Here is a 25,600-nt window from a genome sequence, read left to right on the forward strand (position 1 = left end):
CCTTCTGTGACGCAACTCATACTTATGTTGTAAGGTGTGAACATCCTATGAACATTATAGCGAATTTCGTCACAGCTTTAGGGGGTTTAATTGTGAATATTCTGTGTCTTTATGACTCTTTACGTGGAGTTCTTTCTTTAAGCAATCCTGCTTTGGCAATTTGCTGCAGATGGTTAATTTCATCCTTGGTCAAATGACGGTAAGAGCCACGTTTGAGATTTTGCAGCATAATATCCCCGAATGAAATCCGTTTCAGACGGAGTACGGGGTGTGAAATCGCATCAAACATGCGTCGTACCTGACGGTTACGTCCCTCGTGAATCGTGATGCTGATAACCGCTTCCTTATTTGCCTCATCAATATCCTTGTACTCTACTTCCGCAGGCGCTGTCATGCCATCTTCCAGCTTGATGCCAGCTTTCAGCTTGTCCAATGCAGTGCCATGCGGTATACCCTTGACCGTAGCATGATACGTCTTAGGTACATGATGCTTCGGATGAGTCAGCAAGTTAGCAAAGTCCCCATCATTCGTCAGCAGCAGCAAACCTTCCGTATCGTAATCGAGCCGGCCTACAGGGTAAACCCGTTCAGTAATTCCTTTTAGGTAGTCAGTTACAACCTTACGACCCTTTGGATCGGAAGCGCTTGTGATTACTCCCTTAGGTTTGTTGAACATAATATAGATTTTGTTCTCGCCCCGGATCAGTCTACCGGAAACTTTAATAATATCTGTTGCGGGGTCCACCTTCGTGCCAAGCGTAGTTACGAGTTCCCCGTTGACTTCCACTTTACCGGCCAAAATCATTTCTTCACACTTGCGTCTGGACGCCACACCGGCCTGCGCCAAAATTTTCTGTAATCTTTCCATATTCGACTAGTCACCTCAGATCAATGATAACCATCAGAGGGATAAATCACAAGTTCATTCCAAGGAAAAAATGCTCCTGGGCAGGAATTATTGTGGGGTTCGATGATTAAAGGGGAGATTTGGTAGCGTTCTACTAATTCTAAAACGAGTTTAGCCGTTGCAAAAAGCTGCTCCTGCCTTCCGGATATTGGAGGATCGCCCACTTTCTTACCAAAATCACCTTCCAAACAAATATGAATATACTCCGGATCTGTCAGTAGCGGTGCTGCATAAATTGCGCCATCCACTCCTACCCAGAAGTCAAAACCTTTACCGTTAATGGATGTGCAGCTAGAATGATGCAGAATAAAGCCTTTATAGTTCATTGCGGAATGCCCCCCTCCACATTGCTGCAATAGCATATGTTCAGGGGGGCAATGGGGTGACTATCCAAATAATAGCAAACACACAGCGATCGCGGCGACAAAGCCGACAACATCGGAGAACAGGCCAACCTTAAGCGCATAACGGCCATTCCGTACGCCTACAGCTCCAAAGTAAACGGTCAAAACATAAAGCGTAGTATCTGTGCTCCCCTGTATGGTGGAAGCAATCATACCAATTAAAGAATCCGGGCCATGCACACGGATTAGATCCGTAGTGTAAGCAAGCGACCCAGTCCCCGTAAGCGGCCGCAGAAGACCAAGCGGCAATACTTCTGCCGGAACACCAAGCCCCCGCAGGGCTGGGGATATGAAGCCCATAAAAAAATCCAGCGCACCGGAAGCGCGAAAAACGCTGATCGCAACCAGCATCCCCACAAGATGGGGAATAATCGCAATGGCCGTGCCAAACCCATCTTTCGCACCTTCAACAAAGGATTCGTAGACTGGCACTTTGCGCGTAAAAGCATAGAGCGGGATGAACGTGATCATGACCGGAATCGCCCATGCCGATATGAGACTGATAAACTGGTACAAATCACGTTCACCCTTTCAATGAGGAATTAGGGAGTGTTGTCTTCGCCAAAGGAGGAACCCCGGACTTTGCTGAAGGGGGCTTCGGCGGTTTGCGCAATAAAGTCAACCTTCGGAAAAACCGGTCTGCCGCAATCGCTGCAAGTGTAGCCACGGCCGTTGCTGCAAGTGTTGTACCTACTATGCCTGCGGGATCGGCTGAACCATAGTTTAACCGGATGGCAATCAGTGTGGCCGGGATAAGCGTAATGCTTGCTGTGTTAAGCGCTAGAAGAGTACACATGGCTGGTGTCGCGGTCTCTTTATCAGGGTTGAGCTTTTGCAGCTCCTGCATCGCCTTGATGCCCATTGGCGTTGCGGCATTGCCTAGTCCGAGCAGATTAGCACTCATATTGGAGAGAATATATCCTATGGCAGGATGCCCTTTCGGCACATCAGGGAATAAAAAAGCTACGACAGGGCCAAGCACCTTGGCAATCTTTTTAAGCAAACCTGCATCTTCTGCTATCTTCATAATCCCAAGCCAGAACACAAGCACACTGATTAAGCCAAAACTTACCGTTACCCCACTCTTGGCTCCGTCGAATACGGCGGCTGTAAACTCATCCATTCTGCCGTTAACGGCGGCGAACAGAAAACCGATGATGATCATTCCTAGCCAAATCCCGTTAATCATGGATACGCCTCCTTCTTCATTCATCAGCCCATTTTCTTATTTCGAACTCGCTCCCATTTCAAATAGAGCCTTCAGTGCACTGCCCAGCGCCTGGAACCAATTATTTGCCGGGTAAGCCTGTGCTAGTGTTGGACTGTACTTTTTCATATAAGCAGATTGCTCAGGAGGCAGATTCTCAGGAGTATACACCGGCACGCGACCTATTTCTTTTCCGCCCAGCTCCAGCACAAGCGCCCCTTGCAATCCAAAATTCGCTCGTGTAGCTTCGGCTGAAGCACTTTCCTTCTGATTTAAAACAAGTTTCGTGATCACTCTATTTTGTTCACCTTGTCCAAGTGGATAAGCAAAGGTTTTGGAGGTTACAAAGTTATAGCCCGTCACGGCATCACCACGTTCGATCAGTGTTTTGAGCGGATAGTGATTAAACCCGAAGTTTAACAGGGAAGCATGATCATTCCAGTCATCGCCGTCATTTATAGTAACGGCGACAAGCTGCTGGCCGTTTCTGGTGGCAGAGCTGACAAGGCAGCGCAGTGCTTTTTTGGTATAACCTGTCTTTACTCCGTCCGCTCCCTCGTATAAATACAGCATCTTATTTTTGTTTCTCCATTTGTAATCCCATTTCTCATTTGGATTGTCTGCAGTTTTCTCCTGCGTCTTCACAATTTCTTTAAATACAGGATTATGAAGAGCATAAGCGGTCAGAACAGCCAAGTCGTTAGCACTAGAATAATGCCCTTCAGCGTCAAGACCATGGGGATTAGCAAAATGAGTATGGGTTAACCCTAGCTCCTCAGCCTTAGCGTTCATAAGGTATACAAAACCTTCCTCAGAACCACCGATATGCTCAGCGATCGCCGTTGCTGCATCATTCCCTGAGCGCAGCATCAGGCCATACAGCATATTTTCCAGCGTCATCTCTTCTCCCTGCTGCAAGTAAATAGAAGAGCCTTCTTTCGCATAGGCATTTTTTCCTACTTTGACTTTAGAGGCTAAATCACCATTCTCAATGGCGACGAGGGCGGTCATAATTTTGGTCAAGCTGGCAATAAGCATAGGCTCATCCCCACGGCTGCTGTACAAAATACGCCCAGATTCCACATCAATCAGTGCCGCTGCTCTTGCATGTGTAGAGATAGAGCTGTTCTCGGCCTGAATTGAAGATAGCGGCGCCAGAAGCAGCAGCGAAAGGCACAATATTAAGGCGAATGGCCATTTACGGGTTATTGTCTTCATGTTCATCCTCCGGCTTCTTATCGGATCTTAAGTAAAAGTGTTTATGTTGTACAAGTGTATGCGGACCAGCCTTAGGGTATGTCCACTCCTTGGGATGTTCCACACAAAATATCCCCACAACGTGAGGCTTTGCTTCGATACATTCTCAGGTAATTTGGGGATCAAAATATACTTTCTGACACGTCAAAAAAGGGACACCGCCTGTGTATGGCGATATCCCCGAGGCTATTTGTAGAATTATGTGTACCTAATGAGTTGAAGATTGAGATGTACTTGGATCGGTTTTAACAGGTGCTGCTGCCGGTGTGGCAGGTGTTGGCGGCGTTTGAGCTGCAGCATTGCCGGTTTGGAACATCGTTTGAATTTTGTCGATGAGCCCTGGTGTTGCATCGATGATTTTTTCGAATAGGTGAGTTTGATTGTCCAGAGGGACAATATTCACTCCATCCTTACCTACCACTAAAAAAGCGATCGGTCGAATGGAGACGCCTCCCCCGCTACCTCCACCAAATGGAAGCATTTTGACTCCACCTTGGGAGCTTGAACCACTTATAGAATCTTCTACTCGATAATCACTACCACCAGCAGCAAATCCAAAGGCAACTTTACTGATAGGCAGGATAATGCTGCCGTCAGGGGTTTGTACTGGATCACCGACAATGGTATTCACATCTACCATACCCTTGATATTTTCCATCGCTGTTTGCATTAGGCCTTGAATAGGATGGTCGCTCATATTGTTTCCTCCTTTAATTGAGTACGATTTCTCTTTCTTCTACAGCGTATATCATCCCCACATCCGCCCATTTGTATGTAACTTTCATTTTAAACTTTCCCGTGTGGCTCCTGACGCATCTGTTTCAGCAGATTTCTCCAATGGCCGATCCCGCCTTTTTCACGCAAGACACGCCGAGATAGTCGCATTAAGGCATACAAAGTATAGCCGACTGACATTTTCCCCTTACAGACAAACTCCATTGCAAAACAAAGCTCATCTTCAAAAACAGGCTTAACAAAAATTCGAGGATGCTGCTGCAATTTCACCCACTGCGAAATAAAACCAACAATACTCCATTTCAGGCCCCAAACCGCTCCCGATGCGGTCGCAGTGTCTGCTGCATCACCAAGAGAGAAATCGGTGGACCAATCGAGCTTTGATATTTTGACATGAGCTACAGTCTCTTTTAACCATTCCTTCAAGCCGCGTGTAGATTTCACAGCTTGGTTAACATTGGCGCGCCAGTGCATTACTCTTTCTTTATCAAATATCTCTTCTTTTACGGTATCTACACCTGTCGTCGCAGTCCCTGTCTCTTTAAACTTTCCCCACACACCCTGCTCCAATCCCTTAAAGACCAATTGGGGAAGTTCATAGTGAAGCTTTATCAAACCAAAAAGAGAGGTAACATCTAATTCGAGCAGGTCATTTTTTCCATGTTTATAACACCGTATGCGGAAATCGATAGATGAAGACAGGACCAGGATCAGTGCCAGTACAAGCAAAACAAGGGGAATTGCAAGCCATAACGTCACGTATTCACCTCCAAGAAACCTTAATAATGGGAACCTTTGGTTTAGTATGGCAATTTAAGCTGGAAAAAATTCGGGGTTTGCATAAAAAATATGAGCTTAAATAAAAATAGGGACTGTCCCAAACCACATAAATGGTTTAAGGGCAGTCCCTTCAATACAATTATTAGCGTTCTCGTACGAACTAAGGCAGCTCGACATCCTCAAAAGTCATTTGAGTATCCAGCTTATTGAACAATAGCTGTGTCTCTTCTTCCAAATTATCCGTGGACTCAAAATTTGTCGGTTCCGGCAGATCCTTTAGACTGGCAAGACCAAAGCTCTCCAAGAAGGATTTAGTCGTCCCGTACAAAATTGGCCGGCCTACCGCTTCCGCACGACCAACCTCATGAATCAAATCCTTGTTATTCAGCGTATGAATTGCGCGTTCCGACTTCACACCTCGGATCTCTTCAATCTCCACCCGCGTAATCGGTTGGCGATAAGCCACGATTGCGAGAGTCTCTAAGGCAGCCTGAGACAAGGTTGATCTGGATGGTGAATAGGCCAGACGCTCAAAATAGTGGGCATGATCAGGCAATGTAGCCAGCCGATAATTCCCGGCAATTTGCACTACCTGTAAGCCCCGCTCCTGTGCTACATAATCTTCTTTTAGTTCCTCTAAGGCTCCGGCCGCAAGCTCTGGGCGCTGTTCCGTAATTTCAGCCACTTGGCGTACGGAGATTCCCTCATCCCCTGATAGAAACAGCAGGCCTTCAATAATCGATTTCAGCGTTTTGTAATCCATTGAAGTGTTCTCCTCCTCTCCACTCCATTACGATGTCATCAAACAATTTCTCTTGGTAGCAAAAAATCGCCTTCATTTTCATCAGTTCCAGAATCGCAAGAAAAGTAACTACGATTTCGTGCCGTGCCATTTCATCGTGAAGCAGTGCCGAGAAATGCAGCTTACCGCCTGTTCCTCTGCGCTGCAGCGCATCTGATACATCACGTATACGATCTTTTACCGATATTTCATCCCGGGTGATCCGCTGGTAAGAAGACCTTCTGGCAGCCTTACTTAGCGCTTTACGAAAAGCGGCTATTAAGTCTGAGGTATGTAGTCCTTTTAGCGTTTGATCAATCTCTTCTGGCACGAATGGACCCAAATCCTCAGGCTCCTTCGTAAAAATCAAGCTCCGCTCGCTCTCCATATCCATTAAATGTACAGCAATACTCTTGAACTTACGATACTCAATCAGTCGCTGAACAAGTTCAGCTCGTGGATCAAATTCATCCTCTTCGTAATATTCAAAATCATCGATCTCAATGACCGGTGGTTTGGGCAGCAATAGCTTGCTCTTTATAGATAAAAGGGTAGCGGCCATCACGAGAAATTCACTCGTAATATCCAATTCAAGCTCCTGCATGCTACGCAGGTATTCCATATACTGTTCGGTGATCTCGGCGACCGGAATGTCCTGGATGTCGATTTCCGCCTTATCAATTAAATGCAAGAGCAGATCCAGCGGACCTTCAAACGTCTCCAGCTTGTACAATACAGTCACGAAGCATCCTCCCGCCAAAAAAAGTAAAGTGCAGCGCCCGTCTGGACGCTACACAAGTAGAAAGGGCTCTTATAATCCATGCTTTCTTCTTATACTATAAATAAGCACGAATTCGACTGATTCGTCAATAGCTGACTTACTTAAACAGTTTGTTAAGATTCGCCATTTCAATCGCAGCAGTCGCAGCATCCCAGCCTTTATTGCCTGCTTTGGTTCCTGAACGCTCGATGGCCTGTTCAATATTTTCAGTAGTGACTACGCCAAAAATGGTCGGCACGCCGGTCTTAAGATTGATAGCGGCTACTCCTTTGGCAACTTCATTACATACATAATCATAGTGTGTAGTGGAACCACGGATAACCGTTCCTAAGGTGATTACAGCGTCGTATTTGCCGCTTTCAGCCATTTTTTGCGCGATCAACGGAATTTCAAATACCCCTGGAACCCAAGCAACATCCACTTCATCATCACCAACACCATGGCGTTTAAAGGCATCAAGTGCACCTGACAAAAGCTTGCTGGTAATAAATTCATTAAAACGTCCTACAACAACTCCGTATTTTAACCCCTCAGAAACTAAGTGACCTTCTAAATATTTCGGCATATCCATCATCTACCCTTCGTTTTTTATAATGTATGGTTAAGCTTTCGAATCCTCATTTTGTTCAATATCGTCAAAAGACAGCATATGTCCAAGCTTCGCTTGCTTCGTGTGGAGATAATTGGTGTTGTCCTTGTTCTCCGGCATTTGTATCGGCACGCGCTCAACGACTTCCAACCCATAACCCTCCAGCCCTTTGATCTTACGCGGGTTGTTCGTGAGCAGACGGATCTGGCGCACACCCAGATCCTTCAGAATCTGTGCTCCAATTCCATAGTCACGCAGATCTGCTGGAAAACCAAGCTTTAGATTCGCATCTACAGTGTCAAGACCTTCCTCTTGCAGCTTGTAAGCCCGAAGCTTATTGATAAGGCCAATGCCTCTGCCTTCTTGGCGCATATAGAGTAACACGCCCCTACCGGCAGTTTCGATCTGCCGCAGTGCAGCTTCAAATTGCGGGCCGCAATCACAGCGATGGGAGTGGAATACATCACCAGTCAGGCATTCGGAATGTACACGTACAAGCACTGGCTCATCGCCGGAAATATCGCCTTTTACCAAAGCTACATGCTCTTTATCATCCACTTCATTTGTATAAGCAATAGTCTGGAAATCTCCAAAATCGGTAGGAAGTCGTACAGACACTTCGCGTGTGACGAGTTGTTCTTTTTCGTTGCGATAATGAATAAGATCCTTGATACTGATCAGCTTAAGATCATGCTTGCGGGCAATTTCGATTAGATCAGGTAAGCGGGCCATTGAGCCATCTTCCTTGATAATCTCGCAAATGACACTGGCTGGATAAGCGCCACACATCCGCGCTAGATCAACAGCAGCCTCCGTATGTCCGGAGCGGCGCAGAACGCCACCTTTTTTCGCAATCAGCGGGAACATATGCCCCGGTCTGCGGAAATCAGCAGGTTTCGCTTTTGGATCGATCATGGCTTTAACGGTCAAAGATCTTTCCCCCGCAGAGATCCCAGTGGTTGTATCTTTATGGTCAACAGATACGGTAAAAGCCGTACCGTGATTATCGGTATTGTGGGTTACCATGGCTTGCAGTTCAAGTTCTGCCGCACGCTCCTGGGTAATAGGCATACAAACCAATCCACGTCCCTCAGTAATCATAAAATTGATGACCTCTGGTGTCGCACGTTCAGCAAGGGCTATAAAATCCCCTTCATTCTCACGATCTTCATCATCCACTACAATGATGACTTTACCGCGCATTAAGTCATATATTGCTTCTTCAATCGGATCCAAGACACTTTCCTTTTTCGATTGCTCGCTCATGATCCTATCCTCCTAAAAGCTTTACGAAAGATTATTTCCTTCTTCGTAAGCAAACTCTTTATTTAAACAAACCCGTTCGCCGCCAAAAAATCATGACTAATCCCGGAGCGGCTCTCGCTTTCTTCATCTTGGGCGGCTGAGCCATAATGCAATAAATGATCTACATATTTGCCAAGTACATCACACTCGATATTTACACTATCCCCGGCCCGTTTGTGCGTCAGAACTGTTTCCCCTAACGTATGCGGAATAATGGACACTGCAAGCGATGTGGCTGTAGTCTTCACTACAGTTAAACTAATGCCGTCGATCGTGATCGATCCCTTGGGGATAATATATTTAAATAGTGATTTACGATCCGGTGCAATCTCGAATACAACAGCATTCTGATCACGTTTTACACTCTTAATAATGGCAGTGCCATCAACATGTCCTTGGACAATATGCCCTCCAAAACGCCCGCCGGCTGCCATCGCTCGTTCCAGATTCATCCGGCTGCCGGGCTTCAGTTCCTTCAGGTTGCTATTCCGGTAGGTCTGCGGCATTACATCCACTGTAAAGGAATGATCGCCCAAAGTTGTCGCCGTGAGGCAAACCCCATTGACGGACACACTGTCACCGATTTTTAGATCATCCATGATGACCGAAGCGGCAATATTCAGCACCATCATTTCCCCACCGGCGGAGACACTGCGCAAAACACCAACCTCTTCAATTAATCCGGTGAACATGATATCCCTCCTAAAAAGCATTACTTCCTCAAATTCACTTCTTGCATAGCTTTTGTTAGCGTACCGGAGTGCCGCTGATACATACATTATCTCCTAGCACTTTTACTTCCAATCCTTCAAGTGAGATCGCATCCTTCATCAGCTCTACACCCGGAAATACGAAAGTCCCTTTCGCTTCTGCACCACCGCCGACAATTTTTGGAGCGAAGAAAAGAATCACACGATCCACTAGCCCGCTCTCCAGCATCGCACCATTCAGCGTCCCCCCGCCTTCCAGTAAAATAGAGCCAATTTCCATTTCGCCAAGGGATATCATGGCCGCCTTCAGATCCACTCTTGGACCTGCTCCGCACACAACGATTTGAACGCCTGCTTCCAGCAGTGCAGCCTTCTTAGCAGGATCTGCAGCATCGGTTGTTACAATAAGTGTAGGCGCTAGACCATCACAAACAACTGCCGAATCCAGAGGAATACGTAGCCCGGAATCAATGATGATCCGCGTCGGGTTAATGCCAGGCACTTCTGTTCTTGTTGTCAGAGAGGGATTATCAGCAATCACTGTATTCACACCGACCACGATGCCCTGATGCCGATGCCGCAGCGTATGTACGATCTCCCGCGCTTCCCCATTCGAAATCCATTTACTGTCACCAGATTTGGTAGCTAGATTGCCATCAAGTGTACTTGCACTCTTCAGCGTAATAAAAGGTTGTTTTGTCAAAATATATTTGATAAAACGCTCATTCAATCGAAGCGCGCGATCACGCAACAAACCTACTTCGACCTCAATCCCTTGGTCACGCAGCATTTGGATTCCTCTTCCTGCCACCTGGGGGTTGGGGTCTTCACAAGCAACTACAACCCTAGCTACCCCTTCATCGATCAGCCTTTGGCTGCAAGGTGGAGTTTTTCCATAATGGCTGCACGGTTCTAGTGTGACATATGCCGTACTACCCTGTGCCTGCCCAGCTGCCATATTCAAGGCGTGCACCTCGGCATGCCCCGTACCTCGCTGTAAATGAGTTCCGAGTCCAATCATTGCTCCATTCTTCACCACAACGCAGCCAACAACAGGGTTAATTCCCGTCTGTCCTTGGGCACGTTCGGCCATGTCCAGTGCTAGCGACATATAAAACTCATCATTCATGTTGTCCATCTCTTCCTCCTATCCACTGCTGTCAATTCTTAAGCTAAAAAAACAGAAAAACCCATCTCATTCTCCAGGAGGAGTTCAAGATGGGTTATGCGAGAGTTCATCGGCAGTCCAAATAAAAGTGTGCTTAAATAGCCGTCAATCGACGGGTATTGTGAAATATCGCACATGATTATATGAAAACACTGCGATCCGCCAGTCCATTGCAGACAAGCAGTCAACCTCTCCTTCTTCCATCCAGACTATACTGTCGGTCCCGGAATTTCACCAGGTCCACCGTTCGCGTCAACAACGCGAGCCGGGTAGCGGACTGAGCACTGTAGATGAACTGAATAAGTTACTTCTACAACAGCATCACCGCCGGTAGGGAATTACACCCTGCCCTGAAGGATTGATCCTTTATTTAATTGAGATTCAAGTTTTCCTTACTAACAAAATTATCACTTACACCAGCGAAATGCAAGTGCGTTTATTATATTTACTTAAAATTTGTAACTAGATTATAGATTGTACTGAGTTTATAAAAGGAAACCAAGAAGCGCCAGGACAAGGACTCCTGGCGCTTCTTGGTTATATTTCAGGATTACAAACCACGTTCTTGTTGTTTCAAAAGATCACGAATTTCCGTAAGCAGCACGATATCCTCTGCAGGTGCTGGAGTCTCTACCACTTCAACTTTAACGGCTTCTTTGCGCTGAAATTTATTGGCGAGCTTGATCACCAGAAAGATGGAGAACGAAATAATAAAGAAATCCACAACCGATTGTAAAAATAGTCCGTAAGGTATTTTCAGGTCCGTAGTGACTTCAAGCACCCGGTCCTTTAAATCTATACCACCCGTAAGCAAACCTGCAATTGGCATAATAATGTCATTTACTAATGAAGTTACAATCTTTCCGAATGCAGCTCCAATAATGACCGCAACCGCTAAATCAAGAACATTTCCTTTTAAGGCAAAAGCTTTGAATTCTTTCCACATATTCCAAATAACCCCCAACATATATAATTTGAAATTATTATAGCATAGTAGCTTCCTAATTCTTAAGACTTGTTAAGAAACTATTAAGTTTCCCTTTACTTTTACCTGCCACCGCTGTTAAGAAGTTTCCTGTTAAATAAGGTTTAAGAATTTTTCTTCTTACATGTTAGAGCCATGGCTGAGAATGTATTATCCACAGATCAAAACATGGATTGAGGCACAGTAATCAGAGCAAGCTAAAAGAAAAAACAAACTGACATAATGCTGTGGGGGATTTGGTCTTTTATTCCACTAATTTATTAGCTGCTATACAGTACCTTTGCCTTCACTGGTCTTCAAATGAGGCTGCCAAACAAGAAAATGTTGTATACTTCTTATAGCAAGAATTGCGCTTTACAAGCAAGAAAGGACGCTGAGAAATGCACAACGCAACGCTGCTATTGGTGGACGACGAAGCCGAGATTATTAAACTAATGCAGATCTATCTGGAGAACGAGGGTTACCGGCTGTTAACTGCCAAAGACGGGCTGGAAGCACTCGAAATTATCAATAGAGAGACTATAGACCTCATGGTTCTTGATATCATGATGCCTAATATGGACGGCATCGAGGCTTGTATTAAAATTCGTGAAACGCAAAAATTTCCGATCATCATGTTATCTGCTAAAGGGCAGGAACTTGATAAAATCACCGGACTAAGCGTAGGTGCAGATGATTATGTTACGAAACCTTTTAGTCCGCTGGAGTTAGTTGCCCGTGTTAAATCCCAGCTGCGCAGAACTCGAAATTACATGGCAGATCTAAACGCCAAACAGGATGAAATCATCATTGATGGCTTGGTTATTAATTCGGTTACGCATGAAGTAAGTGTGGATGATCACCCAGTTAAGCTTACCCCGCGAGAATTTGCGATTCTAGAGCTGCTCGCCCGTAATAAGGGACAAGTCCTAAGCATGGAGCAGATCTACGCCAAAGTATGGAAAGAACAATTCCTGGAAAGCAACAATACACTTATGGTGCATATTCGTAAAATCAGAGAAAAAATAGAAGAAAATCCGCGTAAACCACAATACTTAAAAACGGTATGGGGCGTTGGCTACAAACTGGAAAAAGGAGGTCCTTCTAGTTGAACTTTAAACGATTCGATACCCTATCCTGGAAAATAGTTGGCTTCAGCTTAACGAGCCTAGCACTCACCGCTTTAATCTTAATGGGCGGCTATTATGGCACTTCACTATTGCTGTGGTTAAATCCTTCACGCTCCTTTTGGGGAGTCAGACTCATTCTCTGGGTGATCAATACCATTGGATCAACGCCAGTTGTGATTCTTATAGGGATTCCTTTATTTATTTTTTTCATCCTAAAACTGTCCAGAAATACAACTAAGAATCTTCATAACATTACGAGCGGAGTTCAGGCCATTGCGGATGGCAATTTGTCTTTCAAGGTGCCGGTAACAGGTACGGATGAACTCGGAAAGCTCGCTGAAAATATGAACACTATGGCTGGCAAGCTAAAATCTGCTATAGAGGAAGAACGAGCCGCTGCAAAAGCCAAAAACGACCTAATCACAGGTGTGTCCCATGACCTCCGAACCCCACTAACCTCTGTTCTCGGATTCCTTGAATATGTGGAGAAGGATCGTTATAAAAACGAGGTTGAGCTGCGTTATTATGTGAATATTGCCTATGAGAAATCTTTGACTCTTAAAAAGCTAATCGACGATTTATTTGAATACACTCGCGTCAGCAGCAGCGGATTACCGCTAAATATTGAGCCTGTAGATCTCGGCAAGCTGCTCGAACAGCTGATTGAGGAATTTGCACCCGTACTGGAACAAGCAGATATGACCTACCGCATTCATACAGATACAGCTCCTCTGATTATCAACGGAGATGCGGACGAGCTGGTGCGATTGTATGAGAACCTATTTACCAATGCCGTAAGATACGGAAAGGAAGGAAAAATTCTAGACATTTCTGTTGTTAGAAAAGACGATAGAATAGTTGCTCTATGTACGAATTACGGTACTCCTATCCCTGCATCCGACCTCCCCCACTTATTTAAACGCTTTTATCGTGTCGATAAATCCCGCTCCCGAGAGACAGGCGGAAGTGGCTTAGGGCTGGCCATAGCCAAGAGTATTGCAGAGCTTCACGGCGGAACCATTACAGCCAAAAGCACACGCAAACAAACTGAATTTGAAACCTCTTTCCCTGTGAGCGAATGATGCTTGCAGGGATTTTTTTGTACAATCTCATCCATTAAGAAAATGATAAGATTTCATAACATAAAGCCTTAAGATCTCTGGCTTATAGTGATTTCATACCAAATCTGCTATAAGTGAGGATTGTTGTTATGCTATTTAATTCGTATCCCTTTATGTTTGGTTTTCTGCCTATCGTGCTGGCCGGATATTTTATTCTGAATCGTCTTCGTCTCACACTCTGTGCTAAGGTATGGCTTACCCTCGCCTCTTTAGTTTTTTACGGGTATTGGAACATAAAATATGTCCCTCTAATCTTGTTATCCATCTTATTTAACTATGTTATGGGCCATTTCATTCATTCCACAACAGCTAAGCTTCGCCGGCCGCTGCTAATCTTTAGCTTAAGCACAAATATTCTATTACTCAGCTATTACAAATACACGGATTTTTTTATAGAAAATTGGAATGAGGTAACCGCAAGCAACCTTTCTCTGCACCATCTTATATTGCCTTTAGGCATAAGTTTCTTTACCTTTACACAAATCGCCTACCTCGTTGATGTTTACCGGAACCAAGCGCGTGAGTACAATCTTTTGAATTACACGCTATTTGTGACTTTTTTCCCGCATCTGATCTCCGGTCCCATCCTTCATCACAAGGATATGATGCCCCAATTCGATAAACTGCGAAATAAGGTTTGGAATTGGAACAACATACGGAAGGGGACCCTCTTCTTCAGCATCGGATTAGGAAAAAAAGTCATCCTAGCGGATACCCTAGCTGGTTATGCTGATAACGGTTTTGCAGCTGCAACATATTTTGTAGATTCATGGGTCGCTATCCTTTCCTATACCTTACAAATCTACTATGATTTCAGCGGCTATACCGATATGGCGATTGGAATAGCACTGCTGTTCAACATCCATCTGCCGCAAAATTTCAATGAACCCTACCGAGCCATAAGCATCCGCGATTTCTGGAGACGCTGGCATATTACGCTCAGCCATTTTCTTAGAGATTATATCTACATTCCACTTGGCGGCAACCGGAAAAGCTTCTGGATTTCGATCCGAAATGTCATTATTACTTTTCTGCTCGGTGGTTTCTGGCACGGTGCGGGTTGGCTGTTCATCCTGTGGGGGCTCTTGCATGGAGTAGGACAAGCTGTAGAGAAATGTTGGGGACGCTGGGGCTTCTCCCTTCCCAAATGGTTATCATGGTTGCTGACTTTCATATTTGTGAACATCACATGGGTGTTTTTCCGTGCAGAACATATATCGCAGGCATTTCGTTTGTTGAAAGGGATGAGTGGACTTAACGGGGTATCTTTGCAATCTATTGGATCGCTTAAATGGGCAATCATCCTGATTCTCATCTTAATGACGATCATTCTCTGGAATCCCCTTCATCTGTTGAACAAACGTAATTTTCAGTATAGCTGGAAAACAGCATTTGTAATGGCATTTATCATTTTGTTCTCGCTGTTATTCTTCAGCCGAATTACAACCTTTTTATACTTTAACTTCTAGAACTGTAAGGAGGAATGATGATGCTTGCATCACGGCTTCAAAATAATAACAACCCACGTAAATCCCCCGGGATTCATACTAAATCGAAACGTTTCATAGGTTATTTCCTGCTTTGTTTCAGCTTGTTAGCGCTTCTAACGGCGCTGATTACTGCTTTTATCGACCCATTACAATTCTATCACCGTCCATCGTGGTATACCCCACTCTTGTCAGAAGAAGAACGTTATCAGAATCCGGGTTTAGCTAAAAATTACGACTACGACAATATTATCATCGGCACGTCTATGACAGAGAACTTTCTTCCCTCTCAAGTAGATGCCAGCTTAGGTGGGACAACCTTAAAGTTATCTATGGAAGGATCCACGGTCGATGAGCATTATAAAATTGCCAAACTCGCCTTGGAGACAGGCAAAGTAAAACAAGTGCTCTGGGGTTTGGATTATTTCTCTTTGAAACTCGCCACAGCGGAAGATGAGGAAGATTTCCCTGACTATCTGTATGACGGTAAACTGTGGACCGACTACAAATACTGGTTCAATTCATCTGTATATAAACAATTTATAAGCAGCATCAAAAACAACCTGAGTGGTGAAGCTAACCAGAATTTGGAATATTTATACAACTGGGATAACAAAGTAGTGTTTGGCAAGCAATACGTTGCAGAATCTTACCTAATGGCTTGTGACAAGGAGCTGGATTACGGTACTAACGAGGAAAGCATTGAGCAAGTAAAGGGCTATTTTAATACGTATATCCGTCCTCTGCTGGAGGAATATCCCGATGTCCAGTTTTATTTCTACTACCCACCCTACAGCGTTATGCGTCAGGTCGCTTGGTCTGCCAGCAATCCCGTTCGCTTTAACAATCAGCTTTTCATGCGGCAATGGATATTCGAGCAATTTGAACAGTTTCCAAATGTGAAGCTATACGATTTCCAAGCCGAAGCGGATTGGACATTCAACCTAGACCTCTATAAGGATTTAAGCCATCATAATGGTGAGGTTAACACGTGGATAGCAGAAGCTATCGGACAGGACAATTCCAAATATCGGGTAACTTCCAGCAACATAAAGGCGCTTAATAGCTCGCTGGAATCACAGGCGGAAAGCGCCGTTATGGATAATAACGGAAAAGTTTATCGCAGCAGTGTACAAGTAAATGGATTACCACTAGCACTTAACATCCGTTTAGTGCAAGGAAATAAAGAATTATGGCTGCCCGCCAAAGATATCGGGACAGCCCTGGGTGCATCCATAACGTGGGATGCGGCCACTAAAACTGTATCGCTTACTTCCGCCGAGAACACCGTTACTATGACAGTGGGCAGTGTCAAAGCACTCGTGAACGGGAAAGCTCTCACCATTGATGCTGCGCCGCTACTGGCAGGAGGAAAAGTTTTAGTCCCGCTAGCCTTTGTTGCCGAACAGCTCGGCTGGAATGTCTCAAGTGAAAAGGAAGGCGAATGGCTGCGCTATAACCTAAGCACCTCAGATAACGCCGGTACACTTAAGAATCAGCCATAAAATTTTCAAAAAAAAAGCACAAAAGCACCCGGCATTTATCATGCTGGGTGCTTTTGCAAAAAAATCTTAAATCACACTAATCTCCGATCACTCTGTCTTACCTCTACGTCTAAATACTCGGTTCATAACAAATCCTATGGTTATCAACCCTATTCCCGACAGATACAGAGGCAAAGGACTGTTCTCACCTGTCTTCGGCAGCTGAGGAGCACCCGAAGTGCTATTGTTCACCGTACCTTTTGGTACTTCTTCATCGTCGATATCAACTTCTCCTAATGGAATTTCTTCTTCGGTAATCTCTTGCTCAGGAGTTCCCTCATCGGTTGATGTCAGGGATCCTGGATCGGCCGCATTTCCAGGACCAGCAGGAACAGCTGGATCATTAATAATTACTTCGGGTACGGGCGAGCTTGTAGACGTGGGTACCACCGAACCTCCAGATGTGCTGCTTGTAGGGATTGGTGTAGGTGCAGCAGTCGCTTCTGGTGATGGAGAAACCGTCGGTGCTGGCGTTGTTGATGGTGCAGGTGTTACGGTTGGTTCTGGTGTTGTTGTTGGAGCACCGGTTGGTTCTGGCGTTACCGTAGGCGTGGGCTCCACTGCTTTTTGATTCGTAATCACCAGTTGAATCGCTGACGAGGAACGAATCTCCACTGGATGCTCGGATGTATCGAGCACGTAACCATTTGGAGCTGCTGTCTCCACCAATACATAGTTACCCAGCCATATTTTATTAAATGTCGCTGTACCCTCTGCATCTGTAGTTAGACTGTTAATCAGTACACGTTCCGTGCCATTTAGTCGATACAATGCAAAAGTCGCATCACCAAGCGCCTTTAAATTATCATCAGCATCTAACTTCTTAATATTGAGAGTGCCTCTTCCCCCGCTGCCTGTGCCAGAACCGCTGGAGACCCCGACAATAATTTCTCTAGAGGTTTCTTTACTTATTTCGCTGCCGTTAAAACCACTGAAATGTACAGTATTTATTACTTTGTCTCCAGTGTTAGCCACAATCAGGGATTGATATTCGAGAATGTAAGCCCTGCTGATTTCATAGGCAAAGCTTAACTCAAAGGATTGTTTTCCATCGGCATCCGTTGTGATAACAACGCTATAATCAATACCCTGAATCAATTCAGGGCCGCTTTTCGTGATATCTCCGTTCACAGCTACAGCCGTAGGATACAGATGGAATGAATTCTGCAGCAAAATTTGATTAGCACTAGGAGTATCTTTGATTAGAGCATCCTTTACAGTAGACTGCCCCCGGTTAATTTGCAGGCTCCAGTCGATTTTATCCCCGTTTTGTGTACCGTCCTTCAGCACATAATCCTCTCCAAAAGGAATTTTTACGGAGGCGGTCAAATCTTTGGAAACCACTTTTGCTCCATCATAGAGATTAGCTTTATTATCAACAGTAGTGCCTATTATTTGCCCTTCAAGACTTGTGTTAAATTCAATGTAGAAAGCGGAGTTAATCTTATCTGTAAAAATAACCTTTAATTCATTATCGCTATTTACGCTATTTACGCTATAGGTATATTTATTAGGATTCACTTCTGTACCCTTGGTAGGGTCACCATTCTTTGCAATATTCATAGTGTAAACTTTTAGTGAACCAGGAACCAAGGTCTGGCCTGATTTTAAAATATCAACAAGCGCCGGAGCTTCGAGGGTTTTGCCGTTATAATTGGCGCCTATCGTCCAAGTAATTTTTTTAGTTGAAGCATCGTAGGCTCCCCCTTTAAATCCATTGCTTTTCGCCTCAGGTCTAGGAATGAATAACCCTTCTGCTTCTATCGTGCGTAAGGCTTCAGTAGTGTCCATCCAGTCTAACCGAACTTTGTTATTGAAATTTTCAGTTTTAGCCCAAATCCAATCCTTGTTAAATTCTGTAGTATAGCTAATCGTATAAAGACCAGATATCGGTGAATTAAACACTACCTTGAAGCCTTTATTAGGCTCGACAGGTGAGTTGTACACTAGATCATAGTTATTTGGATTTAAAACATTCCCATTCAGATTTCTAATCACCAGTGATTCTGGAATAAACTTTAGGCCGCCAAATGGGAAGGATTCGGTAACTGTAACATGGCTCATCGGGTAATTATCACTATTCAATGTGACCTTCCAGCCTAATGTTTTATTCTGATAATCTACGGTTGATAAAGTCTTATAAAGAATGGAAGACCGGATTAATCGGGTAGCCTGATCACTATACGTACTATCAGATACTGTATTAGTTATGGTGGCATCCTCAAACACGCGTTTTATCGCTTTTGTCTTATATTCGATTCGATATGGTGAAGTAACATCGTGTGCAAATTGCAATACAAACCCAGACTTATGAACGTCTGACGTGGAAACAACCGTGTAGTCAACATCCTTTGTCAAAACCTTGCCTAACGTTGCACCACCGGAAGAATCCAGCTGCACAGCATATACTTTTAGCGAATCGGCTACCAGTTCTTGAGAATCATCGAACAAATCTGTTAACACAGCGTTTCCTTGCGGGATGTTCTTTTCATTGTAGTTATATTCAATTGCCCAGGAAATGATCTGCTTGCCCCCATCATAGCTTGTGGAATACTTTTTCAAGCTTCCTCCACGTTCTACATTCACTGTGGCAGAGGAGCTGGCAGGCTCTTGCCCATCTCCTGAAAAAGTTGCAGTATTGGTGAAGCTTAGCTGATGGTCATTAGTAATCCCTGTGGAATATACAATACGGTAAGCCTCTTTAATCACAGGCTCCGTAAAACGGACAATCAATGACCCTCCGGAGAGCTCTGCAGAGTATTTGCTTGTGTCGAGCAATGCTCCTTCCGTTACTGAACCATCCAATTGAATGCTCAGTTGATACACGCTCACTGTGACTGGAGTATTTAATGATAAGCCTGAAGGGATGGGGTCCGTCACAATGGCATTCCCCACGGCTTCCAAAGACTTATTGACATCAACAGTCCATAATATTTGGTTCGCATTGAAGCCTTCGGGAATACCTCTCTTCTCTATAGTCGATCCAACACTGGGTTTAAAATTAACTGTCACTGTCTGAATACCGCCGCTCACGGGAAATAAAATATTCTGAATAGTACTGCCCGAGATTTTCTGTTTATCGAATTTAGTATTTAACCGCAGCGTTCCCTGCACGTCATCATGTGTTTCTATGTAGTCATTAAAAGTCATTATCACTTCATGTGAAATTTGCCTCACTTCAAAGCTCCCTACATCTCCATCTTCAGAGACCAAGGGTCCGTTAAAATCATTAAATAGCTGGAACTGTTCTGGAAGCTGAAAAGTAAAAGTGTCACCTTGCTTGTAATTATGATTTTTAGGAAGAGACCAATTATAATCCAAGGTAACATTAGCATCTCGTTCGTATACGCTGTTCGTGACCGTGATTCCATCTGGCCCGTAAACAGCCATTGAAACACTGGTGATGATATTTCTTTCGTCATCAATCGCAGCCGCTTTTACTTGCGGAGCAAATCCGATGCCATAGGCATATTGGGCCACAAGCATCAAAATAATGACCATTACACTTATTTTTTTCTTAAACATGTTCCTGTTGCCTCCATTTTCTTGTTCTAATTGTTTTCCACCCCTGCATGTTCAAAAGCTTCATATGTAATTCCGCGCCCTACGCCCCATCTTATGTTAATATAATGAAAAGTCTTCCTTATGCGGTGGAGTTGACAGAACATATACATATATACCCATTTTATGGATATCTAGAATCAAGATTATTAAAATTCTCAAACTTTATTTTTGATGGATGTTTTCACGTTCAAAGGAGGTTCGTCTATGCAGCTTTCATCTTTTTTTGATCGCCAGCACGCGGAGGATTTCATCATGTTCTCATCTTCGCATTGGGTTGCGCTGTCTATCATTACGTTAAGTTGTCTACTGCTCTATGGCTTACGGTTTGAAATTCGTACAGATTCAAGACTTCGGCAAAGCGTGCGTTTGCTGCTAATCATACTACTTGTAGTCTCAGAAGCCGGGCTGCAAATGTGGTACATCTCTCAGAACATCTGGCGCTCCAGCTCCTCATTACCGTTCGAGCTCTGTGGAATCACTCTACTGCTGTCTATTATCATGTTAATTTCACGCAGTCGAACCCTTTATTCCTTTCTCTACTTTGCCGGGATCGGCGGAGCATTTATTGCGTTGCTCACCCCTAACCTAGTTTATCCGTTCCCTCATTTCCGCTTTCTCCTGTTTTTTATAGCTCATGGTTCTATTATTCTGGCGTCTCTTTACATGACCTGGATTGAGGGCTACAAGCCGACTTGGAGATCTTTACTCATCACCATGCTCGGCCTCAATATTGTGGCTGCCTGCATCTGGACTGCTAATTACTTCCTAGGCTCAAACTACATGTTCCTATCCCAGAAACCTAGTACCTATTCCGTATTGGATTATTTTGGACCTTATCCTTATTACCTGCTTGTTGAAGAGCTGTTTGCCTTCACTGTGTTTCTAGCTATGTATTTGATATTCTTCTGGCTACCAGAGCGGCGCAATTCACGGCGTAGACAGGTTAGGCGGATTCTTTAACAACACAAAAAAGCCAGCCCCGATATTCGGAGACTGGCTTTTAACTATTAAATCTTAAGCTTCGATGATTTCTACCGAAGTCATTTTGTCGCGTCCTTTGAAAGCATCAACAAGATCCATACCTTCTACTACTTTACCAAACACAGTGTGTACTCCATCCAAGTGTGGTTGTGGAGCGTAGCAGATGTAGAACTGACTTCCGCCTGTGTTCTTACCTGCATGTGCCATAGCAAGTGTTCCGCGTTCATGTTTGTTTGGGTTAATTTCGCAGTTGATTGTGTAACCTGGGCCGCCAGAGCCAGTTCCGTTAGGACATCCGCCTTGAGCAACGAAACCAGGGATAACACGGTGGAATGTCAATCCGTTGTAGAAACCTTCTTTTGCCAGCTTTTCAAAGTTGGCTACAGTGTTAGGTGCATCTTGATCGAACAAGTCCAGCAGCACTACGCCGCCATTTTCTAGAGTGATTTTCGCTTGCTTTGCCATATGTAAATGACCCCTTTCAAAATTAACAAATTTAGAATACCTCAATTATATTACTATGAAACCACGCACAAAGCAAAGCAAGCAGGAGACTTTCCTGCTTGCTCTATATGCTGCTCACCTTTACCCACCTTACAGCAGCAGGCTATTACTTAGCAACAACTGTCTGTTTGGCGATACGCTCTGGTACAATATCGTTGGCAATAAGATCCGTATAGCTTTCACGACGCACTACAAGATCGCTTTGTCCGTTCTGTACGAATACTAAAGCCGGACGGCGAAGACGGTTATAGTTGCTGGCCATGGAGTAATTGTACGCGCCTGTGCAGGCTACAGCCAACAAATCGCCGCTTTCAGCCTTCGGCAGCTCTACATCCCAGATCAACATATCTCCGCTCTCGCAGCATTTACCAGCGATGGAGACAGTCTCAGTTGCGTCTTCGTTAGCACGGTTAGCAAGCAATGCCTCGTATTTAGACTGATACAAAGCAGGGCGTGGATTGTCGGTCATTCCACCATCAACAGCAACGTACTTACGCACGCCAGGAATGTCCTTGTTAGATCCTACAGTGTACAATGTAGTACCTGCATCTCCAACAATACTACGGCCCGGCTCCACCCAAATTTCCGGCAAAGCACTATAAATTCCAGCAAAATGAGTCTTCACTGCATCCGTAATCGCTGCAACATATTCAGAAACATGTAATGGGGTATCTCCCTCGACATAACGAATCCCGAAACCTCCGCCAAAATTGACTACACGGAAGTCCACTTCCAAGCCTTCTTTAACACTGCGGGCAAAAGTTGCCACACGCTCAACAGCTAGCTGGAAACCATCGGTTTCAAAGATCTGCGAACCAATATGGGAATGCACACCAAGCAGCGTGATATTCTTTTTGCTGACTGCTGCTTTCACTGCTTCATAGGCCGATCCATTACCGATATCAAAGCCGAATTTGGAATCTGTCTGGCCCGTTGCGGTATATTCATGAGTATGCGCTTCTACACCTGGTGTCACCCGCAATAAGATGTTTACATTAACTTCTTTACGTGCAGCAATGGACTGCAAAAGGTTAAGCTCTACCAGATTATCGACTACAAAGCAGCCGATTTTGGCATCAATCGCCATTTCGATCTCTTCAGATGTCTTATTGTTGCCATGAAAATGGATGCGTTCTGCCGGGAAGCCAGCTTGCAAAGCTGTATATAGTTCGCCGTCGGATACAACATCCAGTGACAAACCTTCTTCATCAGCCAAACGAACCATTGCCATTACTGAAAACGCCTTGCTTGCGTAAGCTACTTGGAAACCAAGGCCGGAGGCTTTAAAAGCATCCATATATTCCCGGCAACGTTGTCTAACCAATTGCTCGTCCAATATATATAGCGGGGTTCCATATTCCGCTTTCAATTCAGTTACATCACATCCGCCGATCTCCAAATGCCCAGCATCGTTAATGCGGCTAGTACCGTGTAGAAACATTCTTTAGTCCTCCAATTTCTGTGGAATATCAAGGTTCCACCCTGTCTTAGTGTATTCAGTATAACAGACAGTGGGAACTCCATTGAATGGACTAATTTGCAGTAGTTTTGTATTTTCCTACGATTGTTACTCATTCTCTTGAGATGGCGGCATTCTGGTATTGTCTCTGGTTTTGTTAAAAGACGGCCTTTCCTTCGAACTTAAGACCGGTTTACGCAATAGAATTTCACTCATTGCCTTTGCATTAAAGGGTATAAACGGCCACATATATGAGGAGTTATAGGACCGATGAGTGGTTAAGAAGATAGTCAGTAACGTCGTGCCAATCATAAAGCCTGGTACCTGGAACGCCGCTACGGCAATTAATAACACAAGCCTGACTATACGGTTCGCCAGACCCAGCTCATAACTCGGAGTCGCGAACATACCGATTGAGGCTACCGCCATATACAGTACTACTTCGTTTACAAACAGACCACTCTGCACCGCTATATCACCAATCAATATGGCTGCAATCAGACCCATCGCTGAGCCTAAAGGTGTTGGGGTATGCACGGCGGCCATCCGCAGTAAATCAACCCCAAGCTCTACAATCAGAAACTGAGCGAGAATAGGAATTCTCGCTGTCTTTTGCGGCCCGATAAAATCCAGCATAGCAGGCTTTAACTCAGGATGGATAACAAGCAGCATCCATAACGGGAGCAGGAACATGGAAGCGAAGATGCCGATGAAACGGACCCACCGCAGATATGTCCCCATAAAAGGAGTCTGGCGATTCTCCTCCGCATGCTGGCAAAGATCAAAAAAGGTAGTCGGAAGAACAATTACAATGGGCGAGGTATCCACGAATAATATGACCCGTCCCTCTAATAAATTGGAGGCTACAACGTCAGGGCGTTCAGAATAACGCACCATAGGATAAGGGTTCCACCCTCCGCCGATAATCGCTTCCTCCAATTGCTTATCCGCCAGTGGAATACCATCGATATCGATGCTGTTGATTTTATCGATGACTGACGTTACTTGCGTTTTATCAACGATATCATCGATGTAAGCCACGCAGACATCTGTCCGTGTCCGCCGTCCCACTTGAAACATTTCAAGCTTCAGCCCCGGATCACGTATCCGTCTTCTTACAAGTGAAATATTACTAAGCAGGGTTTCTGTAAAACCATCGCGCGCACCACGCACCACCCGATCAATCGAGGGTTCATCAGGACTTCGCATGGGGTAAGATCGAGTATCCATTAGGATAACTTTGTTCTCACCCTCAATAAATAGTGCGCTCATTCCTTTTAATACTTTATCGAAACATTCGCTTAATACACTACCCTCTTCAACTTGAATATGAGGGATGTATTCGTTCATAAAGCTACCTAATACACCTGCGGACAAATTTTCTGAAGAAAGGTAGGTTAGTCGTTTCAGAATTTCATCCGTCACATCTTCGTTGGTGAATCCGCTTAAGCAGAGTAAAGCTGTCTTATGTCCCCCAAAGGACATTTCTCTAAACGTCACATCAAAACTTGTTCCCAGCCCCATCACTTCGGTCAGCGTGTTTTTTGTTTCTTGTAGAGAACCTGGGATATGATCATTGCCTTGCCAATAAATAACGGATTCCTTTAATGAGTTAGAATGCTCACTATCGCGTTTGTTTTGTAGCTTATCTTTACTTTTGTTCTGAGACTGCTGCTGCGCCTGCTTCTTTGAAGGCTTCGGTTGAGCTTGAGACTCCTCCCCAGTACCAGCATCGTTACCTGTTCCTCCTGCTGCCTGAGCATTCTGATCCTGTGCCTCATCATCTGATTCTGAATCCTCTGAATCCATACCAAATAACCTGGCAAAAAAACCTTTACTCGGCTCATTTGGCTCCTGATTGCCGAGCTCATCCGATGCTTCTGCATCCTGCTGCTCCGTTCCCTGCTCCGCAGTGGCATCTGCATCCTGCTGCTCTGTTCCCTGCTCCGCAGTCGCTTGTGCATCCTGTTGCTCTGTTCCCTGCTCCGCAGTCACTTCTGCATCCTGCTGCTCTGTTCCCTGCTCCGCAGTCACTTCTGCATCCTGCTGCTCTGTTCCCTGCTCCGCAGTCGCTTGTGCATCCTGCTGCTCTGTTCCCTGCTCCGCAGTCACTTCTGCATCTTGCTGTTCTGTTCCCTGCTCCGCAGTCACTTCTGCATCCTGCTGCTCAGTGCCTAATTCGGCTGATGCCTCTGCATCCTGCTGGTCCTGGCTAGTTTCAG

At 44.8% G+C, this 25,600-nt stretch carries 23 protein-coding genes and 1 riboswitch; of the genes, 5 read left to right on the forward strand and 18 right to left on the reverse strand.

All coding sequences use genetic code 11. The annotated features are described in order from the left end of the window. Positions 1–109: 109 nt before the first annotated feature. The 14 genes from NST25_RS21200 to mscL form a co-directional block, all read right to left on the reverse strand. Positions 110–868 carry a pseudouridine synthase gene (locus NST25_RS21200; protein ID WP_036676166.1) on the reverse strand — a complete coding sequence of 253 codons (759 nt, stop codon included), beginning with the start codon at positions 866–868 and terminating at the stop codon, positions 110–112. Between the two features lie 20 nt (positions 869–888). Beyond that, positions 889–1,233 carry an N-acetylmuramoyl-L-alanine amidase gene (locus NST25_RS21205; protein ID WP_076127466.1) on the reverse strand — a complete coding sequence of 115 codons (345 nt, stop codon included), beginning with the start codon at positions 1,231–1,233 and terminating at the stop codon, positions 889–891. Positions 1,234–1,293: 60 nt separating this feature from the next. Further along, entirely contained in the window at positions 1,294–1,827 is a 534-nt protein-coding gene (locus tag NST25_RS21210) for a spore maturation protein (protein ID WP_036676158.1), read from the reverse strand. A 7-nt stretch (positions 1,828–1,834) separates the two neighbouring features. Beyond that, positions 1,835–2,500 (reverse strand): nucleoside recognition domain-containing protein, encoded by a 666-nt coding sequence (locus NST25_RS21215; RefSeq protein ID WP_076127464.1) that lies wholly within the window; start codon positions 2,498–2,500, stop codon positions 1,835–1,837. Between the two features lie 36 nt (positions 2,501–2,536). Then, complete coding sequence (locus NST25_RS21220) at positions 2,537–3,736, reverse strand: D-alanyl-D-alanine carboxypeptidase family protein (protein ID WP_175618935.1); 1,200 nt, start codon at positions 3,734–3,736, stop codon at positions 2,537–2,539. 247 nt (positions 3,737–3,983) lie between these two features. Then, complete coding sequence (ytfJ, locus tag NST25_RS21225; RefSeq protein WP_076127461.1) at positions 3,984–4,472, reverse strand: GerW family sporulation protein; 489 nt, start codon at positions 4,470–4,472, stop codon at positions 3,984–3,986. A gap of 89 nt (positions 4,473–4,561) precedes the next feature. Next, positions 4,562–5,269: a DUF2953 domain-containing protein gene (locus NST25_RS21230; RefSeq protein WP_076127459.1), complete on the reverse strand. Its 708-nt coding sequence runs from the start codon at positions 5,267–5,269 to the stop codon at positions 4,562–4,564. Between the two features lie 181 nt (positions 5,270–5,450). Next, the gene (gene scpB, locus NST25_RS21235) at positions 5,451–6,053 is read right to left on the reverse strand and encodes an SMC-Scp complex subunit ScpB (RefSeq protein WP_036676149.1); all 603 of its coding nucleotides are present in this window, start codon (positions 6,051–6,053) and stop codon (positions 5,451–5,453) included. Next, positions 6,022–6,813 (reverse strand): segregation/condensation protein A, encoded by a 792-nt coding sequence (locus NST25_RS21240; RefSeq protein WP_036676147.1) that lies wholly within the window; start codon positions 6,811–6,813, stop codon positions 6,022–6,024. The genes scpB and NST25_RS21240 overlap by 32 nt, the downstream gene beginning before the upstream one ends. A 136-nt stretch (positions 6,814–6,949) precedes the next feature. Next, the gene (gene ribE / locus NST25_RS21245; protein WP_036676377.1) at positions 6,950–7,417 is read right to left on the reverse strand and encodes a 6,7-dimethyl-8-ribityllumazine synthase; all 468 of its coding nucleotides are present in this window, start codon (positions 7,415–7,417) and stop codon (positions 6,950–6,952) included. Between the two features lie 36 nt (positions 7,418–7,453). Continuing rightward, on the reverse strand, positions 7,454–8,707 hold the full coding sequence (locus tag NST25_RS21250) for a bifunctional 3,4-dihydroxy-2-butanone-4-phosphate synthase/GTP cyclohydrolase II (protein ID WP_076127453.1): 1,254 nt from the start codon (positions 8,705–8,707) through the stop codon (positions 7,454–7,456). A 62-nt stretch (positions 8,708–8,769) separates the two neighbouring features. Continuing rightward, on the reverse strand, positions 8,770–9,438 hold the full coding sequence (ribE, locus tag NST25_RS21255; RefSeq protein ID WP_248548481.1) for a riboflavin synthase: 669 nt from the start codon (positions 9,436–9,438) through the stop codon (positions 8,770–8,772). Positions 9,439–9,493: 55 nt separating this feature from the next. Then, positions 9,494–10,594, reverse strand: a complete 1,101-nt coding sequence (gene ribD, locus NST25_RS21260) for a bifunctional diaminohydroxyphosphoribosylaminopyrimidine deaminase/5-amino-6-(5-phosphoribosylamino)uracil reductase RibD (RefSeq protein WP_340392419.1) — start codon at positions 10,592–10,594, stop codon at positions 9,494–9,496. 218 nt (positions 10,595–10,812) lie between these two features. Further along, a riboswitch (FMN riboswitch) is annotated at positions 10,813–10,986 on the reverse strand. Positions 10,987–11,174: 188 nt separating this feature from the next. Next, positions 11,175–11,570: a large-conductance mechanosensitive channel protein MscL gene (gene mscL / locus NST25_RS21265; protein WP_076127447.1), complete on the reverse strand. Its 396-nt coding sequence runs from the start codon at positions 11,568–11,570 to the stop codon at positions 11,175–11,177. Positions 11,571–11,989: 419 nt separating this feature from the next. Here mscL and NST25_RS21270 point away from each other — a divergent pair, with 419 nt between their 5' ends. From NST25_RS21270 to NST25_RS21285, 4 genes are all read left to right on the forward strand, one after another. Beyond that, positions 11,990–12,700, forward strand: a complete 711-nt coding sequence (locus NST25_RS21270) for a response regulator transcription factor (RefSeq protein ID WP_076127445.1) — start codon at positions 11,990–11,992, stop codon at positions 12,698–12,700. After that, on the forward strand, positions 12,697–13,800 hold the full coding sequence (locus NST25_RS21275) for a HAMP domain-containing sensor histidine kinase (RefSeq protein ID WP_076184051.1): 1,104 nt from the start codon (positions 12,697–12,699) through the stop codon (positions 13,798–13,800). The genes NST25_RS21270 and NST25_RS21275 overlap by 4 nt, the downstream gene beginning before the upstream one ends. A 128-nt stretch (positions 13,801–13,928) precedes the next feature. Further along, positions 13,929–15,308 (forward strand): MBOAT family O-acyltransferase, encoded by a 1,380-nt coding sequence (locus NST25_RS21280; RefSeq protein ID WP_076184053.1) that lies wholly within the window; start codon positions 13,929–13,931, stop codon positions 15,306–15,308. Between the two features lie 14 nt (positions 15,309–15,322). Beyond that, positions 15,323–16,831 carry a stalk domain-containing protein gene (locus NST25_RS21285; RefSeq protein WP_339168900.1) on the forward strand — a complete coding sequence of 503 codons (1,509 nt, stop codon included), beginning with the start codon at positions 15,323–15,325 and terminating at the stop codon, positions 16,829–16,831. 87 nt (positions 16,832–16,918) lie between these two features. Here the strand turns inward: NST25_RS21285 and NST25_RS21290 are convergent, their stop codons facing one another. Further along, positions 16,919–20,395, reverse strand: a complete 3,477-nt coding sequence (locus NST25_RS21290) for a collagen binding domain-containing protein (protein WP_340392420.1) — start codon at positions 20,393–20,395, stop codon at positions 16,919–16,921. Between the two features lie 243 nt (positions 20,396–20,638). On the opposite strand from NST25_RS21290, the gene NST25_RS21295 reads away from it, so the two are divergent. After that, on the forward strand, positions 20,639–21,394 hold the full coding sequence (locus NST25_RS21295) for a TIGR02206 family membrane protein (protein ID WP_076127434.1): 756 nt from the start codon (positions 20,639–20,641) through the stop codon (positions 21,392–21,394). A 54-nt stretch (positions 21,395–21,448) separates the two neighbouring features. Here the strand turns inward: NST25_RS21295 and NST25_RS21300 are convergent, their stop codons facing one another. The 3 genes from NST25_RS21300 to NST25_RS21310 all read right to left on the reverse strand — a co-directional run bounded on the left by NST25_RS21300 (position 21,449) and on the right by NST25_RS21310 (position 25,187). Next, positions 21,449–21,880 carry a peptidylprolyl isomerase gene (locus tag NST25_RS21300; protein WP_036676135.1) on the reverse strand — a complete coding sequence of 144 codons (432 nt, stop codon included), beginning with the start codon at positions 21,878–21,880 and terminating at the stop codon, positions 21,449–21,451. Between the two features lie 145 nt (positions 21,881–22,025). Then, the gene (gene lysA / locus NST25_RS21305) at positions 22,026–23,360 is read right to left on the reverse strand and encodes a diaminopimelate decarboxylase (RefSeq protein WP_340392421.1); all 1,335 of its coding nucleotides are present in this window, start codon (positions 23,358–23,360) and stop codon (positions 22,026–22,028) included. 126 nt (positions 23,361–23,486) lie between these two features. Then, complete coding sequence (locus NST25_RS21310; protein ID WP_076127621.1) at positions 23,487–25,187, reverse strand: spore germination protein; 1,701 nt, start codon at positions 25,185–25,187, stop codon at positions 23,487–23,489. Positions 25,188–25,600: the final 413 nt, after the last annotated feature.

Origin of the sequence: Paenibacillus sp. FSL E2-0190 (assembly GCF_037992965.1) — a bacterium.
In the GTDB taxonomy this organism is placed as follows: domain Bacteria; phylum Bacillota; class Bacilli; order Paenibacillales; family Paenibacillaceae; genus Paenibacillus_AQ; species Paenibacillus_AQ odorifer.